General features: G+C 65.6%; 10 protein-coding genes and 1 pseudogene. 6 read left to right on the forward strand and 5 right to left on the reverse strand.

Going from position 1 to position 17,195, the window contains the following annotated elements:
* Nucleotides 1–81 precede the first annotated feature (81 nt).
* Both N008_RS16245 and N008_RS16250 read left to right on the forward strand, forming a co-directional pair.
* On the forward strand, nt 82–1,554 hold the full coding sequence (locus N008_RS16245) for a GH1 family beta-glucosidase (protein ID WP_071884554.1): 1,473 nt from the start codon (nt 82–84) through the stop codon (nt 1,552–1,554).
* Between the two features lie 58 nt (nt 1,555–1,612).
* Nucleotides 1,613–3,859 (forward strand): choice-of-anchor I family protein, encoded by a 2,247-nt coding sequence (locus tag N008_RS16250; protein WP_052381641.1) that lies wholly within the window; start codon nt 1,613–1,615, stop codon nt 3,857–3,859.
* A gap of 445 nt (nt 3,860–4,304) precedes the next feature.
* Here the strand turns inward: N008_RS16250 and N008_RS24295 are convergent.
* Both N008_RS24295 and N008_RS16260 read right to left on the reverse strand, forming a co-directional pair.
* Nucleotides 4,305–6,222 (reverse strand): annotated as a pseudogene (locus tag N008_RS24295) (cytochrome-c peroxidase).
* A gap of 198 nt (nt 6,223–6,420) precedes the next feature.
* Nucleotides 6,421–7,902, reverse strand: a complete 1,482-nt coding sequence (locus N008_RS16260) for a hypothetical protein (protein WP_044017471.1) — start codon at nt 7,900–7,902, stop codon at nt 6,421–6,423.
* Nucleotides 7,903–8,153: 251 nt separating this feature from the next.
* Between N008_RS16260 and N008_RS16265 the strand changes: the two genes are divergently transcribed.
* Nucleotides 8,154–9,557, forward strand: a complete 1,404-nt coding sequence (locus tag N008_RS16265; RefSeq protein WP_044017472.1) for a 3' terminal RNA ribose 2'-O-methyltransferase Hen1 — start codon at nt 8,154–8,156, stop codon at nt 9,555–9,557.
* A 53-nt stretch (nt 9,558–9,610) separates the two neighbouring features.
* On the forward strand, nt 9,611–12,250 hold the full coding sequence (locus N008_RS16270) for a polynucleotide kinase-phosphatase (protein ID WP_044017473.1): 2,640 nt from the start codon (nt 9,611–9,613) through the stop codon (nt 12,248–12,250).
* Nucleotides 12,251–13,197: 947 nt separating this feature from the next.
* Here N008_RS16270 and N008_RS16275 read toward each other — a convergent pair.
* Nucleotides 13,198–14,139 carry a DUF2268 domain-containing putative Zn-dependent protease gene (locus N008_RS16275; RefSeq protein ID WP_197062879.1) on the reverse strand — a complete coding sequence of 314 codons (942 nt, stop codon included), beginning with the start codon at nt 14,137–14,139 and terminating at the stop codon, nt 13,198–13,200.
* A 167-nt stretch (nt 14,140–14,306) separates the two neighbouring features.
* Here N008_RS16275 and N008_RS16280 point away from each other — a divergent pair, with 167 nt between their 5' ends.
* Nucleotides 14,307–15,062: a DNA polymerase beta superfamily protein gene (locus tag N008_RS16280; RefSeq protein WP_052381644.1), complete on the forward strand. Its 756-nt coding sequence runs from the start codon at nt 14,307–14,309 to the stop codon at nt 15,060–15,062.
* Nucleotides 15,063–15,145: 83 nt separating this feature from the next.
* Here N008_RS16280 and N008_RS16285 read toward each other — a convergent pair whose 3' ends face one another.
* Nucleotides 15,146–15,622, reverse strand: a complete 477-nt coding sequence (locus tag N008_RS16285; protein ID WP_044017475.1) for a GNAT family N-acetyltransferase — start codon at nt 15,620–15,622, stop codon at nt 15,146–15,148.
* A gap of 31 nt (nt 15,623–15,653) precedes the next feature.
* Here N008_RS16285 and N008_RS16290 point away from each other — a divergent pair, with 31 nt between their 5' ends.
* Complete coding sequence (locus tag N008_RS16290; RefSeq protein ID WP_044017476.1) at nt 15,654–16,736, forward strand: DNA polymerase beta superfamily protein; 1,083 nt, start codon at nt 15,654–15,656, stop codon at nt 16,734–16,736.
* A 211-nt stretch (nt 16,737–16,947) separates the two neighbouring features.
* Here the strand turns inward: N008_RS16290 and N008_RS16295 are convergent, their stop codons facing one another.
* Entirely contained in the window at nt 16,948–17,184 is a 237-nt protein-coding gene (locus N008_RS16295) for a hypothetical protein (protein ID WP_044017477.1), read from the reverse strand.
* Nucleotides 17,185–17,195: the final 11 nt, after the last annotated feature.

The raw sequence follows: 17,195 nt of genomic DNA on the forward strand, positions 1-17,195 counted from the left end.
CGCCCGGCCGCTGCGGCCCACCTGCCGGGTTGCGACGGCTGGGCGGGCCGTCTTTCTGATATTCATCTGTTGCGCGTTGTTATGCCCGATTTGTCTGCTCTGCCTGCCGCTTTCTTTCCGGCTACCACCCCGGCTCTGGTTACCCGCGCTGACTTCGGGGCTGACTTCCGTTGGGGCGTTTCGGCGGCGGCCTACCAGACGGAAGGGGCCTGGAACCTGGACGGCAAAGGGCCCAGCATCTGGGACGATTTCGTGCGCCGCCGGGGCCGCATCAAGCGCGCCGAAACCGCCGAGGTAGCCACCGATTTCTACCACCGCTGGCCGCAGGATCTGGAGTTGATGAAACAAATGGGAATACACGATTTCCGCTTTTCCATCGCCTGGTCGCGGATTTTTCCGGAGGGTAGGGGTGGTATTAACCAAAAGGGAATAGACTTCTACGACCGGCTGATAGACGGCTGCCTGGCCCACGGCATCACGCCCTGGCCCACGCTCTACCACTGGGACTTGCCGGCCGCGCTGCAGCAGCTCGGCGGCTGGACCAACCGCTCGGTGGTGGGCTGGTTCACCGACTACGCCCAGCGCGTAGCGGCCCGCCTCGGCGACCGGGTGCAGCACTGGATGGTGCTCAACGAGCCCATGGTGTTCACCGGGGCCGGGCACCTGCTGGGCGTGCACGCGCCGGGCCGCCGCAGCCTGGGCGCGTTTCTGGCTGCCACCCACCACGCCGCGCTGGCCCAGGCCGAGGGCGGCCGGGCTTTGCGGGCGGTGCTGCCCGCCACCGCCCAGATCGGCACCACGTTTTCCTGCTCCTACCTCACGCCCTGGCGGCCCGGCCACGCCCGCGACGCCCGTGCCACCCGCCGGGCCGATGCGCTGCTCAACCGCCTGTTCGTGGAGCCCGCCCTGGGTTTGGGCTACCCCGTGGCCGACGTGCCGCTGCTCGGCTGGCTGGACCGCTACATGCGCCCCGGCGACGAAGCCCTGCTGCCCTTCGCCTTCGACTTTCTGGGCGTGCAGAACTACACCCGGGAGGTGGTGCGCCACGCGCCCTACGTGCCGCTGCTGTGGGCCGCGCTGGTGGGAGCCGCCCGGCGCGGTGTGCCCCACACCGATATGGGCTGGGAAGTGTACCCGGAAAGCCTCTACCACATGCTGAAGCAGTTTGCGGCCTACCCCAACGCGCCCCGCCTGCTGGTGACAGAAAACGGCGCCGCCTTCCCCGACCAGCTCCGAGCCGGCCGCGTGGCCGACCCGGCCCGGCAGGCGTATCTGCAGGCCAGCATCGGGCAGGTGCTGCGGGCCCGGCAGGAGGGTGTGCCGGTGGAAGGGTACTTCGCCTGGTCGTTTACCGACAACTTCGAGTGGGCCGAGGGCTACGGGCCCCGCTTCGGGCTGGTGCACGTGGCCTACGAAACCCAGCGCCGCACCATCAAGGACTCGGGGCATTGGTACCGCCGTTTTCTGGCCGGCGAGGCCAGCCCGGCGGGGCCCGGAACGCAGGCCCTGCCGGCCTGCCAGGCTGGTATTGATGATTCCGTAACTAATTGGTAAAGTTGCCATAACGGCCCTCCGGTAGCTTTGGCGCATCATTCACTTAGCCTGTTTAAGGATGCGTCAAACTTTACTTTCGGGAGCTACCGCCGGACTGCTTTGCCTGGCACTGGCCGGCACGGCCGCCGCCCAGACCACCCCCGCGCTGCGCTTCACCGCCGTCACGGCGGTAGCCAATGAAAACGCGGGGACGGTCAGCGTGCCGGTGTCCGTCACCAACCCCGGCACGGCGGCCAGCACCGTGGAGGTGGCGCTGGTGCCCGGCCTGGGCACGGCCACGGCCGGCACTGATTTCACCTACGCCGCCCCCCAGACGCTGACCTTCCCGGCCGGCGCCACGGCCAACCAGATCCTGACCATTCCGCTCACCGATGATGTGCTGGCGGAAGGGGCCGAGTATTTCACGCTGCGCCTGCAGAACCCCGCCAACGCCACCCTGACGGCTGGTTTCACCGAGGTGCTGGTGTATATCAAAGACAACGACACGCAGGCGCCCCCGCGTGCCGGCAACCTGCGCCTGAATCTGCTGGGCAGCTACCAGAACGGGGTGGCTTTCACGACGGCCACCCCGCCGGTGCAAATCAACTCCGCTGAAATTGTGGCCCACGACCCGAGCACGCAGCGCCTGTACGTGGCCAACTCCATCGGCGGCAAGCTCGACATTCTCAATTTCGCCACGCCGGGTACCATTACCCCGCTGGCGTCCATCAGCATGGCTCCCTACGGCGGCATCAATTCCGTGGCCGTGCGCAACGGCCTGGTGGCCTGCGCGGTGGAAGATGCTGTGCTGCAGAACGCCGGGAAAATCGTGTTCTTCGACCAGAACGGCAACTTCCTGAAGCAGGTGACGGCGGGGGCTTTGCCCGATATGATAACCTTCTCGCCGGATGGCCGCTACCTACTGACGGCCAACGAAGGCGAGCCTAACGCAACCTACTCCAACGACCCGCTCGGCTCGGTGACGGTGGTGGACGTGAGCGGCCCCATTGCCAACCTGACGCAAGCCAACGTGACGACCGTTGATTTCAGCAGCTTCAACGCCCAGGCGTCCGCACTGCGGGCGGCCGGCATCCGCATCTACGGCGGCCCGGCGGGTGGCCCGGCCAGCTCCGTAGCGCAGGATCTGGAGCCGGAATACGTGACCATATCGGCCGATTCGCGCACGGCCTACATTGGCCTGCAGGAAAACAACGCCGTGGCCACGCTGGATCTGGCTACGCTGCAGTTCACGGCCCTGCGGCCCATCGGCTACCAGGACCACAGCCAGCCCGGCTTCAGCTTCGACGCTTCCGACCAGTCGGCCGACGTGCTTATGGCCAACTGGCCGGTACGCGGCATGCGCCAGCCCGACGCCATTGCTTCCTTCGAGCTGCCCGCCGCTTTGGGAGGGGGCCGCTACCTGCTGACCGCCAACGAGGGGGATGCCCGCGAATACTCCGGCACCGGCGGGCTGGTGGAGGCCGTGCGCCTCGGCAATGCCGCCTACCCGCTCGACCCCACGGCTTTCCCGCAGGCCGCGCTGCTGAAAAACAATAGCGTGCTGGGCCGCCTGAATGTGACCAATAAGCTGGGCGACACCGACGGCGACGGCGACTTCGACCAGATTTATGCGTTCGGGGGCCGCTCGTTCAGCATCCTCAACGCCACCACCGGGGCCCTCGTGCACGACAGCGGCGACCTGCTGGAGCGGCTCACCAGTACCGACCCCACGTTCGGCGGCATCTTCAACGCCAGCAACGGCGCCAACGAAGCGCCCACCCGGAAAAACCGCTCCGACGACAAAGGCCCCGAGCCCGAAGGTGCCGCCATCGGTGTGATTCGCGACACCACCTACGCCTTCATCAGCCTGGAGCGCCAGGGCGGCGTGCTGGTGATGAACGTAAACGACCCCGCCAACCCGCGGCTGGTGCAGTACATCAACAACCGCAGCCTGACCGCCGGCACCGGCGACCAGGGCCCCGAGGGGCTGGTATTCGTGTCGGCCGCCAACAGCCCGACCGGCGCGCCGCTGCTGATTCTGGCCAACGAAATCAGCAGCACCGTGGCCGTGTACCAGATTGGCCTGCGCGGCCCGCTGAGCACGGCCACTGCCCGCACAGCCGCGCCGCTGTACCTGTACCCCAACCCGAGCCAGGGCGGGCAGGTGCAGCTGAGCCGGCCAGTGAGCGGCCTCCTCCACGACGTGCTGGGCCGCCCCGTCCGCACGCTGACCAAAGCCCTGCAGCTGGAAACCGCCGGCCTCGCGCCGGGCGTGTACGTGCTGCGCGCCGAAGACGGGGCCAGCTCGAAGCTGGTGGTGCGCTAACTGCCGCCTCCGCCCCAAACGAAACGCCCCGGCCGGTTGTGGTCGGGGCGTTTTGCGTTGAAAGCAGTTTCGATGGGGTAGAGCCGCAATAGTTGGAGTCTCGTCGTTAGCTCCGCTGGGGTTGATCTGTTGAAGCCATTCGTGCAACGATGAGACGCAAGGTATTGCGTCTCTACACCGTGCTGGCAGCTTAGGTAGTAGTGTGTCTTATTACCTGACTTGTGGAGAACAAGGTCTAGAGTTAAAAGCTAGTTCCCCTCCTTGGAAAGGAGGGGCTAGGGGTGGTTGACCTTACGTTAGAACAATGCTAGAACTAGTTTCTAGTTGCTGTTCAACGATTGCCAACCACCCCTAGTCCCCTCCTTTCCAAGGAGGGGAATTAGCTCTCTAGCTCTGGTTTTACTGTCCGCAATTTGGGTTACTTGATAACGATGGGCCTGACCATTTAGTACCGGCCGCTTACGGGGCGCTGGTTGAGGTGGGCCAGCTTGGTGGGGAAGGCAGGGAGGCTGCGCGGGGTTTCGCGGCGGAGGCCGGTGGTATCGGTGAGGGAGTGGAGGAAGATTATCAGGTCCTGCTTCTCGCGGGGGGTGAGGTGGAGCGGGTCGGGCGGGAGGGTTTGGTTGGGCACCGTGAGGCCCCGGCCCGCGCCGCCGCCCTGGTCGTAGAACTCCACCACCTCGGCCAAGGTGCGGTAAGTGCCCTGGTGCATGTAGGGCGCGGTGAGGGCGATATTGCGCAGGGTGGGCGTTTTGAAGGCGTGCTGCTGCCACTGGATGCCGGTGGCCCCGGCCCGGCCGGGGTCGGCGTCGAGGCGGAGGCGGTTGGGGGCAGCCAGGGTGCCCAGGACTTCGTTTTCGCTGCGCTCGAAGCCGGGCGGTACGGTGCCGTTGAACAGCGGCAGAAAGTGGCAGGTGGCGCATTTGGCCTTGCCCAGAAACACGTTGGCCCCGCGTTGGGCCGCCGGCCCCAGCGCCGTGGTGTCGCCGCGCAGGTACTGGTCGAGGGGCGAATTCAGGCGCACCAGGGAGCGGAGGTAGGCCGCCAGGGCGGCCTTCAACTGCGCCTCCTGCACGGGCGCGGCGGGCGCGGCGGCGAAAGCCCGGGCAAAGGCGGCTCGGTAGGCGGGGCTGCGCGTGAGCAGCCGGGCCGCGGCGGCCATCGAGCCGTGCATTTCGGTAGGGTTGGCCAGCACGGTCGCGGCCTGGTCTTCCAGGAAGCTCACCCGGCCGTCGTGGAACTGGGTGCGCTGCAAGGCGGCGTTGAGCAGGGTGGGCGCGTTGCGGGCCACCGCCCCCGGCCCCGAAGGCCACGCTGCGGGCCTGCCCATCGGTGAAGGCGCGGGCGGGCTGGTGGCAGCTGGCGCAGCTGCGGCTGCCGTTGCCCGACAGCACGGGGTCAAAGAATAGCTGGCGGCCCAGCGCCACCTGCGCCGGAACCGGCCGCGCGGTGGTGGAGGGGGCAAAGGCCGCCGGCTCAAATGCATCGGGGGCAAACAACGAGGGCGCATCGGGCCGCAGGGCGCGGGTTTCGGGGAAGGCCGGAATGCCCAGGGCCTGCTGGGTGGCCCACAGCTGCCGGCTGAGCGGCTCGGCGTAGCGGGCCAGAAACGTGAGCCAGTCGAAGCGGGCGGCGTCGGGGTGGCGGCGCAGGTAGCCCAGCGCCGCCCCGAAGCGGGCCGCGAGGCGGCGGGCGGCGGGGTCAGGCAGGCGGCGCTGGTAAGGAGCCACAGTAGCCTGCACGGTGGCCAGCGCGGCGGCGGCCTCGGCCACGGCCCCCGGTGAGGCGGGCGTGTCGAAGCCGGTCAGCCCCAGCGTCATCACCCGGAACACCTCCAGCCGGGCCGCGTCGAATACGTGGCGGTCGGTGAGGGTGAGGCCGTCGGCGGCGTGGCGCAGGCTTAGCAAGCTGCTGTGCACCAGGGTTAGCTGCTCCAGCACCTCGGGCCGGCGGGCCGGGGCGTAGAGGGCAGGGTAGAAGTACGTTTCCAGCACCTGCAAACCCTCGGGAGCCCGTACCCGCTGCTGCTGGTCGAACTCCTCCACCTCGCCCAGAGCGGGGCCGTTGAGAGCTTTGGCGGTGGAGGGGCTGTAGTACTCGGCCAGCAGCTCCACCCGTTTCCAGGCCAGCCGCGCCGCCAGAAACGCCCGCCGCTGCCGGGCCGCCGGCTGGCCCGTGGCCACCGCCCGCTGCAGCACTGCCACGGCCGAATCGAACTGCGCCACGTGGTGGTGGTACTGGCCCAGCACCAGCCCGGCCGGCGTCGGGGCCGGCTCCGAAGCGGCGGCCGACGGGCCGGTCCGCTGGCAGCTTGCCCATATCAGCACCAGGGCCGAGATGAGTAGAGGTAAAGTTCTGTTCATTGAAAATCAGAGAAATACCAAATGGTTAAATGTCAGATTTCTCATTTGGGTTAATTGAATAGGCGCGGGTGTCGGGCCCGGTGCCGGCAGCAAAACGCGCTGCTCCCGAGGCGGAAGCAGCGCGTGGGTAGCGTAGTCGGATAAGTGTAGCGGCTAACGATAGTGGCCCTAATAATCGGGAGCTAGCAAGGGCAGAGCTTAGCGGGGCAGGCCGCTCAGGATGACCACCTGGCTGGCCTGGTCGTTGCCGTTGTTGGGCTTGGCGCCGCCGTCTTTGTATTTCTGGGCGCGCCAGGAGTGGGGCTGGATGCAGAGGGCAAACGTGTTGGGCTGGCCCAGCACGTCCGACACGTCCATCAGCGCGCCGTACTCCCAGCTGCCTTTGGTGGAGGCGGCCGGCGTGTAGGCGGTGCCCGTCACGTTGTACTTGTCCTTGTCGGCTTCGGTGCGGCGGTGGTCCAGCTCCAGCACCTTCTTCAGCTCGCCGGTGGCAATGTTGTACTGGTAGATGTAGGCATCGTGGGTTTCGGTGCCGTAGCCGTTCGAGTCCTCCTGCACATACACGTAGTTCTGGGTCACGCAGATGTTGTCGGGGTTCTGGAAGTCCTTCGCCTTGCCGGCGCGGTCGTCGCCGTCGAGAACCAGCTCCAGGGTGCCCAGCAGCGGGTTCTGCTCGTTGAGCACGAGGCGGTAGGTGCGGCCCCACTTGGTGCGGCTCTGGTCGGCATTCACACCCGTGAAGTCCTGGCCCGTTACGTTGAAGTACACCTCGCGGCCGTTGGCTCCGCTGCCCTTGCGGTAGTCGATGTCCTCCACCCGGCCAAACTTGATGGCCTTCAGCGGGTCAACCTGGGCCTGTATCTGCGTGCCGGTGAGGTTCTTGTAGTCGGGGATGGCCACAAATTCCACGTCGTACCGCTGGCCCGTGGCCATGTCCTTTTCGCGCTGGTTCAGGTCGCGCCGGCGCAGCATGTACTGCTGGCCGCCGTCCAGGTCGCCGAGGGCGTTGCTCAGGTACAGGGCCAGCTGGCCGCCGGTGGCGTCGGAGGCGTCCTCGCCGGTGAGCACTACGGTTTTGCCGGGGTAGGCCGTTTTGGGCAGAGGCACGGCGTTTTCGGCGCTCCAGTAGCCCAGGCCCCGCACCCCTTTGGGCGTGCTTTGGGTGTTGTTGTCGGCGAAGGGCTGAATCAGGTGGGTCTGGGCGTCCACGGCGCTTTCGCCGGAGCTCAGGAAGTAGGGGCCGAAGCCGTGCTCCTCGGGCGTCACCATCGTGCCCGAGCACAGCCGCCACCGGCCGCCGTCGGAGTTGAGCAGGTACTCGCCCCCGACGGGGCGCAGGGTTTCATCGAAGCGCACCCGGGAAATGGCCAAGTTGTCTTCGTGGTTGACCAGCAGGGTGAAGCCCTTGCCGTCGGGGTTGCGCAGCAGGCCCGCGCCGTCGGCCGAGCCCCCGAACATGAAGTCGGGCGAGGCGGCCAGCTTGTCGTCGGAGCTGATCAGCGAGTACAGCTTCACGCTCTCGAAACCGGGTAGGGTTTTGGCCAGCACCGGCGTCACGGAGTAGTTGTCGAGCTTGACGCTGTTGGTCGAGGCCTCGTCGTTGTCGTCGGAGCAGGCGGCCAGCGAAGCCGAGAGGGCCAGCGCCGCCAGCAGGCGGGCCGAAAGGGTAGGAGTGTGCATAGTGCAGGCAGGAAAATAAGCGGCGGCAGGGCGCCCTGGAAGGATGCCCAAAAGTATCGGGGCCGTGTTACGGTATGATTGGCTATATATTATATAGTCGTTTACAAATAGTTAACCTGGTGTGAAGACACTGCCAGAGAAAGGCTGCGCGGCCCTGTGCGGAGGGTATCGGGCGGGCCGCCGGCTGCGTATCTTGCGCCCCGCCCGGCAATCATCCGCGGGGCCGTGTTCTATCGTTATCTGCCTGCCGTATGCTGCTCACCATTACCACCACCCACCAGCCCGCCACCGACCTGGGCTACCTGCTGCACAAGAACCCCGCCCGCCTCCAGACGCTGGAGCTCACCGCCGGGCAGGCCCACATCTTCTACCCCGAAGCCACGCCCGAGCGCTGCACCGTGGCCGTGCTGCTCGACATCGACCCCGTAGGGCTGGTGCGCAGCCAGAAAGGCGCCGCCACCGAGGGTTTCGCGCTGGCCCAGTACGTCAACGACCGGCCCTACGTGGCGTCGTCGTTTCTGAGTACGGCCCTGGCCAAAGCCTTCAACACGGCCATGAACGGCACCTGCCAGGACCGCCCCGAACTGCCCGATGCGCTGCTGCCGCTGGAAGTTTCCGTGGCCGTGGTGCCTGCTGCCGGCCCCGCGCAGCTGCACCGCCTGTTTGCGCCGCTGGGCTACGAAATCGAAACCGAAGCGCACCCGCTCGACTCCACCCGGCCGGAATGGGGCGACAGCCGCTACTACACGCTGCGGCTGCGCCACCCCGCCCTGCGCCTGCGCGACCTGCTCACGCACCTCTACGTGCTGCTGCCGGTGCTCGACAACAACAAGCACTACTACATCGGGCCGGCCGAGGCCGAGAAGCTGCTGCTGCGCGGCGGCGAGTGGCTGCCGCGTCACCCCGAGCGGGAGTTTATCACGCGCCGCTACCTGCGCTTTGCCGAGTACGTGAACCCCACGCTGGCGCGCCTGCTGGCCGTGGAGAAAGATGCCGAGGACGACGAGCGCGCCGCTGAGCTGACGCCTGACAGCCCGCAGCCCGCAAATCCCGGCCAGAAGCTCCACGACCAGCGCCTGGACCGCGTGGCCGAGGTAATCCGGGAGCTGGGGGCGAAGCGCGTGCTGGATTTGGGCTGCGGCGAAGGCAAGCTGGTGCGCCGGCTGCTGCTGCAGCCCCAGGTGGAGCACGTGCTGGCCCTGGATGTGAGTTGGCGGGAACTGGAGCGGGCCGGGCAGCGCCTGCACCTCTCGGAAATGCCCCCGCGCCAGCGCGAGCGGCTGACGCTAGCTCAGGGCTCGGTGCTCTACCACGATGCCCGCCTGGCCGGCTACGACGCGGCGGCCGTGGTGGAAGTCATCGAGCACCTCGACGAAAACCGGCTGGCGGCCTTCGAGCAGGTGGTATTTGCCCGGGCCTGCCCCGGCAGCGTGCTCATCACCACCCCCAACGCCGACTACAACCAGCGCTACGAAACCCTCTCGGCCGGCGACTTCCGCCACCACGACCACCGCTTCGAGTGGACGCGGGCTGAGTTTGCCGACTGGGCCGCCGGCGTGGCCGCGCGTCACGGCTACCGGGTGCGCCTGGAGCCGCTGGGCCCGGAAGCCGCCGAGGTAGGTGCGCCCTCGCAGCTGGCCGTGTTTGAGCGGTAGAGGCCGCCGAACCACCGTTTACCGTCTAGTATCCTGCTTCGCTTTGAGTAGCTATGCCCCAATCTACCACCTCCCTCAGGCTTCCCGAACTCTCCCTCGTCCTGCTCATCGGCACGTCTGGGGCGGGCAAATCCACGTTTGCTCGGCGGCTGTTTCAGGCCACCGAAATTGTATCGTCAGACCAGTGCCGGGCGCTGGTGGCGGATGATGAGAACGACCAGTCGGCCACGCCGGAGGCCTTTGCGCTGCTGCACTACCTGGTAGGGCTGCGCCTGAAGCGCGGTTTGCTGACGGTGGTGGACGCCACCAACGTGCAGCCCGAAGCCCGCAAGACCCTGATTCAGCTGGCCCGCGACTACCACGTGCTGCCCACCGCCGTCGTCCTCGACGTGCCCGACCGCGTGGCCGAGGACCGCAACCGCCAGCGCGCCGAGCGCCAGCACCTGGGCCGCCACGTCATCCCGAACCAGCGCCAGCAGCTGCGCCGCAGCCTCAAGAGCCTCAAGCAGGAGGGATTCCGCCACGTGTACCACCTGCGCGGCCCCGAAGAAATTGACGCCGTGCAGACCATCCAGCGCGACCCGCTCTACAGCAACCGCCAGCAGGAAACCGGCCCCTTCGACATCATCGGCGACGTGCACGGCTGCTACGATGAGCTGCTGACGCTGCTCGCGCAGCTGGGCTACACCGTGGAAACCGAGCCCGTGACGGACGTGCGGGATTTGGGCGTACGCGTGACAGCGCCGGTGGGTCGTCGAGCTCTGTTCTTGGGTGATTTGGTGGACCGCGGGCCGGCCTCGCCCCAGGTGCTGCGGCTGGTGATGCGCATGGTGCAGGACGGCCTAGCGCTGTGCGTACCCGGCAACCACGACATCAAGCTGCTGCGCTACCTCAACGGCAAGCAGGTGAATGAAAAGCACGGCTTTGCCGAAACCGTGCAGCAGCTGGCCCCGGAATCCAACGCGTTCAAGAGCCAGGTGCGGCAGTTTCTGGATGGGCTGGTGAGCCACTATGTGCTCGACGGCGGCCGGCTGGTGGTAGCCCACGCGGGTATGCGCGAAGAAATGCAGGGCCGCGGCTCGGGTGCCGTGCGGGCCTTTGCGCTGTTCGGCGAAACCACCGGCGAAATCGACGAATTCGGCCTGCCGGTGCGCTACAACTGGGCCTCGGAGTACCGCGGCCGGGCCACCGTAGTGTACGGCCACACCCCCGTACCCGACCCCGAATGGCTCAACAACACCCTTGACATCGACACGGGCTGCGTGTTCGGTGGCCGCCTCACCGCCCTGCGCTACCCCGAGCGGGAGCTGGTGTCGGTGCCCGCCCAGCAGGTGTACTGCGAGCCGGTCCGGCCGCTTCGGGCTGAGTTGTCAGCTTCTTCGCCAGCGGAACAGGACGAACAGCCAACAACTAACAGCCAAGAGCTAACAGCTCAACAAAAAAACGATGAGCTGCTGGATTTGCAGGACGTGCTGGGCAAGCAGATTATCAAAACGCGGCTCTTGCCATCGGTGACGGTGCGGGAGGAAAACGCGGCGGCGGCGCTGGAGGTGATGAGTCGGTTTGCGCTGAATCCGAAGTGGCTGCTGTACCTGCCGCCCACCATGAGCCCCTCCGAAACCTCGGCGCTGCCGGATCTGCTGGAGCACCCCGCTGAAACCTTCGACTACTTCCGCCGCCAGGGCCTGGAGCGGGTGGTGTGCGAGGAAAAGCACATGGGCAGCCGCGTGGTGGTGGTTTTGGCCCGCAGTGAGGACGCCGCCCGCCGCCGCTTCGGCGTAGTGGGCGAGGGGCCGGGCAAGGTGTACACCCGCACCGGCCGCAACTTCTTCACCGATGCCACGCTGGAAGCCGCTTTCCTCACCCGCCTGCAGGATGCTCTCACGGCCAGCAGCTTCTGGGAGCGGTTCAGCACCGACTGGGTGTGCATGGATGCCGAGCTGCTTCCGTGGTCGGCCAAGGCCCAGGAGCTGATCAAAAACCAGTACGCTGCCGTGGCCGCCGCCGCTACTGCCGCGTTGCCCGAAGCCGCCGCCGTCCTCACCCAGGCCGCCGCCCGCGGCCTCGATGGGGCGGAGGCGCTGCTGGCCCGCACCACTGCCCGCCAGTCGGCCGCCCAGCACTACGCCGAGGCCTACCGCCGCTACTGCTGGCCGGTGGACAGCCTTGCCGATTTGCGCCTGGCCCCGTTCCACCTGCTCGCCACCGAGGGCCGCACCTACTTCGACAAAGACCACGCCTGGCACATGGAAACCCTGCGCGCCATCTGCCTGGCCGACGAAGGCCTGCTCCGCGCCACGCCCTACCGCGTGGTGCACCTGCAGGATATTGCCGACGTGGAAGCCGCCACCCAGTGGTGGCTGGACCTCACGGCGGCCGGCGGCGAAGGCATGGTGGTGAAGCCCTACGACTTCATCCCCGCGGGCCAGAAACAGCTGGTACAGCCGGCCCTCAAGTGCCGCGGCCGCGAGTACCTGCGCATCATCTACGGCCCCGACTACCTGCTGCCCGGCAACCTGGAGCGCCTGCGCGAGCGAAACGTGAAGAGCAAGCGCAACCTGGCCCTGCGCGAATTTGCCCTGGGCGTGGAAGGCTTGGAACGGTTCGTGGCCGGTGCCCCGCTGCGCGAAGTGCACCAGTGCGTATTCGGCGTGCTGGCCTTGGAAAGCGAAGCCGTGGACCCGCGGCTGTAGGGTGGAAAAGACGGTGGGCTCAGGCACGGCATGCTGAGCCTGCCGAAGCATCGCTACTGCTTCGTTGAACTTGTACAGGCAAAGTGGTAGCGGCGTTTCGGCAGGCTCCGGCTGGTAAGCATGGTGCTTTTCTCAATTCCCATTACTTCTCAAGCAGCTTAGAACCTTATCGACTGTGGCCTCTTATAAGCTTCTGCTATACGTTGGGAGTACGCTCTTTTTAGCCTGCAATAAGGCGGCGGAGGTCCGGGAAATAGCGCCCCTCGGGTTAGTTGTCAATGGTGATAGTCTGATAGTAGGCGAATCAAGCCTGGAAAAAGTGCGTGCAACATTGCGTATTCGTGGGGCGAACTCCTTTGTCGAAACCTACTGCAGCGTTACCGATTCCAACAAGAACCGCTTGCGGGACACGATGTGGTATAGTTGCGCTGTCCAGGTGCCATATACTGCGTACGAAATGTCATTTGCAGGCGGTAACAGGCGGCATATGCTATTGACTTCTGTTACAAAGCGACAAGACGGGCGTGATGCTTGGGGAGAAGAACGACCTGCATTCGTCCTGGCCGAAAGTAGAAAGACTGAGTATCCATTGATCCGGTACTGTACCTGTCACCATGAATGAAATTCTTCCCGAATCCCTCCTGCACTTTTCCCAACGGCCAGACTACCGGCTTTCCTGCTTCTTCAACCACTTCAGCGCCGCTGCTACTTTAGCAACCTGGTGCCGGCCGGTGGAGTTGGCGCCGTGGGGGCAGTGGCGGCAGTTGTTTTGGTAGTGGCGGGCTTGGGATGTCAGTCGACCAAGGCCAGCAGCAGGAAGGCCAAAAGGCAGCGGCCCGGGCGATGAGCAGCAGCGGACACAAAGGCGCGGGGTGGGGCTGACGGCCGCCACGCCTGCAAAGGCAAGCGCGCGGCCGGAAATGCAAGGGTACTCGAGGCTTCTGCTTCTATTGGGGGCGGAGTTTTTCGGCGTAGCCGCTCCGGGCCAGGAAGGCCGGGAAATCGTGGGTGGTGAGCATCGTGGCCAGGGCCTGCTTTTTGTCGGCAGATTTGGTGTAGTAGGCCTGGCAGATTTTGTAGCCCACATAGTAGCCCAGGTCGCAGGGCTTTTCGGTGGTTTCCTGCGTGCTGTTGGCCAGCCAGTTGTGGGTGTCGGTGCCGTGCATTTCCTGCTCAAAAGCGCGCCACAGTGCTGCCTCGTGGGCATTGCTGTAGGTGTGCAGCCGGGCGTTGTTGCCCAGCGTTCCGGTCACCAGCTCTGCCACAAAGTCGGCCATGCCTTCTCGAATGGCCGCGCCGAGGAGCGTGCCATCGTTAGGCTGCTGCACGTTGTGCACCATTTCGTGGGTTATCAGGCTGGGCAGATCCGTGATGGGGCCGCAGCGGTTGCGTTGCACCAAGGTCAGCTCCGAGGTGTCCACGCCGGGGCCGTTGGCTGTTTGGTCGAGCCCGATAAGCAGGCCCGGCGGTTGGGCCGTGCTGCCCGCGAATCCGCCCATCAGAAAATAGATGTGGCTAAAACGGGCCGGCGGATAAAGCGCCTGAAACTGCCGGAGGGCCGCTATAATCTGCGGTTTCTGGGCGGCTACCGCCAGCGTGGTTTGACGTATGGAGGCGTAGTAGCGGGGCCGTTGGGTGATGCGCCGGGCAAACCGCACCGGGTCGTTCTGGTACTTGCGGGCGTAATAATCGCGCAGGCCGGGCGAGGCCTTGGCGAAATACTGTTCCTGGAATATCCGGTATGCCTGGGCCGTGTCGCGCAGAGCCGCCGGATACGCGGCCCAGAAGTTGTCGAGGTCCTGCGTAATCAGTTGCACTTGCTCTACCCGCGTCAAGCGGTTGGTGCAACTGGTGGTCAGAAGCAGGACAACGAATACGAAACGGCGCATAAAAGGCATAAGTAGGTAGACGAAGGCTGAAGCGGCAGAAGTACACGGCCACACCGCCTGCTGCCAGCGGACGATACGCGGCACAACATCGAAAAAAACAGATGGCTTCCCCAATATGGGCACTTGTTCCCTGATACCTTTAGGCCAGCCATTTTATTGACATTCCCGTGCACGCCCGCATCCAGACCGCCCTCACCCAGCTCGAAGCCACGCATAACATCCGCGTTTTGTACGCCTGCGAGTCGGGCAGCCGGGCCTGGGGTTTTCCCTCGCCCGATTCCGACTACGACGTGCGCTTCATCTACTGCCATGCGGCCGACTGGTACCTGACCCTCGACGACGGCCCCGACACGCTCAGCTTCCCCGTCGATGACGAGCTGGATTTGGGTGGCTGGGAGCTGCGCAAGACGCTGAAGCTGCTGCGCGGCTCCAACGCGGCCCTGCTGGAGTGGCTTCAGTCGCCAGTGGTGTACCGGGAGGCGGCCGGGTTTCGGGCGGCGCTGCAGGCGCTGCTGCCCGCCTGCTGGAATCCCCGGGCCGGCCTGCACCACTACCTAGGCCAGTTGCGGCGCGGGGTGGAAGAGGACCTGACCGGCGAGCAGGTGCGCCTCAAGCGGCTGTTTTACGCCCTGCGCTCGGCCCTGGCCGCCCGCTGGATTCAGCGTTATCCTGACCAAGTGCCGCCCATGGAATTTGCCCAACTGCGCGCGCTGCTGCCGCCGGACCTGAACGACGCGGTAAACGCGCTGCTCGCCCGCAAAGCCACCGCCGACGAGAAAACCACCGTGCCCCAGCCGGCGGCGCTGGTGGCTTACCTGCAGCAGGAATACGATACGGCCCAGATTGCCCGCGCCACCCTGCCCGTCCCGCACCAGCCCAACCCCACGCCGGCGCTGGACAGCGTGTTCCGGGCCTGGCTGTAGCGCGAAGCCTTTGCTTCGCGTTTCGTTGCGAAATCAGTCGGTTTATTCGGCTGTTCAGGCAAACGCGAAGCAAAGGCTTCGCGCTACAGCTGGTAGATAACCTCTTCCACTTCCATCTGCCGGGCGGGGGCGAATCCTTTATCGGTACCGATTTGCACGAAGCCGCAGTTTTCCAGCACTTTTCGGGAGCCTAAATTGTCGAAGGCGACCCGGCCGTGCAGGGGGCGGGCTGGCTCCAGCTCCAGAAACTGCCGCAGCGCGGCGGTGGCCACACCCCGGCCCCAAAAGCTCCTGTCCAGCCAATACGTAATTTCGGCGTCGCCTTCGATTTCAGACTTGGAGATACTGCCTGCCAGCTCCCCGTCTACCAGAATGCTTTGCATGTGGATGGTGGGGTTGAGCAGAAAACGGCGGAATTTGGCGAGGTAGGCGGTTTGGTCAGCGTTTTCGGCGGGCACGAAGGCGGCCAGGCGGCAGGCTTCGGCATCCAGCTGAAACGTGAAGAGGTGCGGTAAATCGGCCTCCTGTGTGGGCCGCAGTTGTACAAGGGTAGCCGACATCCTGAATCAATGGGGTTACATTAGTGGCAATATGCTGACTATCGACGACCTGCGCCAGCGGGGCCTGATTCTGTTTGAGGCCCTGAGCGGCAGCCGCGCCTACGGCACCGATTTGCCCCACTCCGACGTGGATCTGAAGGGCGTGTTCATCCTGCCCGAAACCGAGTTCTACGGCCTCGACTACGTGCCCCAGGTGACTAACGCCACCAACGACGAGGTGTACTACGAGCTGCGCCGCTTCGTGGAGCTGCTGCTCAAAAGTAACCCTACGGCTCTGGAGCTGCTGGCCTCGCCCGAGGATTGCGTGCGGCTGCGGCACCCGTTGTTTGAGGCGTTTCGGGTCGAGGATTTCCTCTCGCAGCTGTGCCGCCAGAGCTTCGCTGAGTACGCCGTGGCCCAGATCCGCAAAGCCAAGGGCCTCAACAAGAAAATCAACCACCCCGAGCCGCCCGCCCGTAAGTCGGTGCTGGATTTCTGCTACGTGACCGTGGGAGCCGGGGCACAGCCGGTAGCCACCTGGCTGGAACGGCGCGGCTACTTGCCTACGCAGTGCGGCCTGGCCAACGTGAACCACCTCCACGACCTGTACGCCCTGTTCGTGGACGAAACGCCCGATGGCCGCCACGGCTACCGGGGCCTGCTGCGTGACGCGGAAACCTCCCAGGACGTGCTGCTTTCGGCCGTGCCGAAGGGGGAGGTGCCCGTGGCGTACCTAAGCTTCAACCGCAACGGCTATAGCACCTACTGCCGCGTGTTTCGGGAGTACCAGGAGTGGGAGCAGAAGCGCAACCCTGAGCGGTACCAGAACACCGTGCAGCACGGCAAAAACTACGACGCCAAGAATATGCTGCACGTGTTCCGGCTGCTGGGCATGGCCGAGGAAATTGCCACTACCGGCCGCCTGCACGTGCGCCGCCCCAACCGGGAGTTCCTGCTGCAAATCCGCCGCGGCGAGTTCGAGTACGAGCAGCTGGTAGCCGAGGCCGAAGCTCTGGTAGCGCGCGTAGAAGCCGCGTTTGCCGCCTCTGCGCTGCCCGAAACCCCCGACCGGGCCGCCGCCGAAGCCCGGCTGGTGCAGGTGCGGCGGGCGTGGTACGCGGCGCAGGTGGCGTAGACGGCGGTCAGGGCTCACATACTGAGTTGGTCGAAGAATATTCGGCGCTGAGTGCCGCAAAATTCACCTAATCGCTAGGCTCCCCCTCTCCACGGGAGAGGGGGCCGGGGGGTGAGGCGCTTTACCAGAACAAAGAGTAAACCGCACACGAAAAAGCCCGCCGCGCAGCTTGACTGCACGGCGGGCTTTTTCGGTGGGGCGTCCGGCTGGCCTAGAGCCGGCCGGTGCGCTTGTTGGAATACTTGGCTTTGCTTCGGCCGCTCTGGCCGAAGCGGAAAAGCTTCTTCTTGTGGCTTTTGCGGCCCTTGTAGCTTTTGTAGAAGGGACGGTGCGTGAAGGTGCGGCCTTTCATTTTGGCGCGGGCGTAGGCGGTAGGCCGGGCGGCTTCGGAGGGCTCGGCGCCACTCACGAGCAGCAGGGCAAAAAACAGCAGCAGGATCCTGAACATAAGGCAAGCAG

The sequence above is a fragment of the Hymenobacter sp. APR13 genome (genome assembly GCF_000737515.1).
Lineage (GTDB): Bacteria > Bacteroidota > Bacteroidia > Cytophagales > Hymenobacteraceae > Hymenobacter.

Coding starts and splice junctions, on each gene's coding strand:
- N008_RS16245 (WP_071884554.1), top strand. CDS start 82: ATGCCCGATTTGTCTGCTCTGCCTGCCGCTTTCTTTCCGGCTACCACC.
- N008_RS16250 (WP_052381641.1), top strand. CDS start 1,613: ATGCGTCAAACTTTACTTTCGGGAGCTACCGCCGGACTGCTTTGCCTG.
- N008_RS16260 (WP_044017471.1), bottom strand. CDS start 7,902: ATGCACACTCCTACCCTTTCGGCCCGCCTGCTGGCGGCGCTGGCCCTC.
- N008_RS16265 (WP_044017472.1), top strand. CDS start 8,154: ATGCTGCTCACCATTACCACCACCCACCAGCCCGCCACCGACCTGGGC.
- N008_RS16270 (WP_044017473.1), top strand. CDS start 9,611: ATGCCCCAATCTACCACCTCCCTCAGGCTTCCCGAACTCTCCCTCGTC.
- N008_RS16275 (WP_197062879.1), bottom strand. CDS start 14,139: ATGCGCCGTTTCGTATTCGTTGTCCTGCTTCTGACCACCAGTTGCACC.
- N008_RS16285 (WP_044017475.1), bottom strand. CDS start 15,622: ATGTCGGCTACCCTTGTACAACTGCGGCCCACACAGGAGGCCGATTTA.
- N008_RS16290 (WP_044017476.1), top strand. CDS start 15,654: ATGCTGACTATCGACGACCTGCGCCAGCGGGGCCTGATTCTGTTTGAG.
- N008_RS16295 (WP_044017477.1), bottom strand. CDS start 17,184: ATGTTCAGGATCCTGCTGCTGTTTTTTGCCCTGCTGCTCGTGAGTGGC.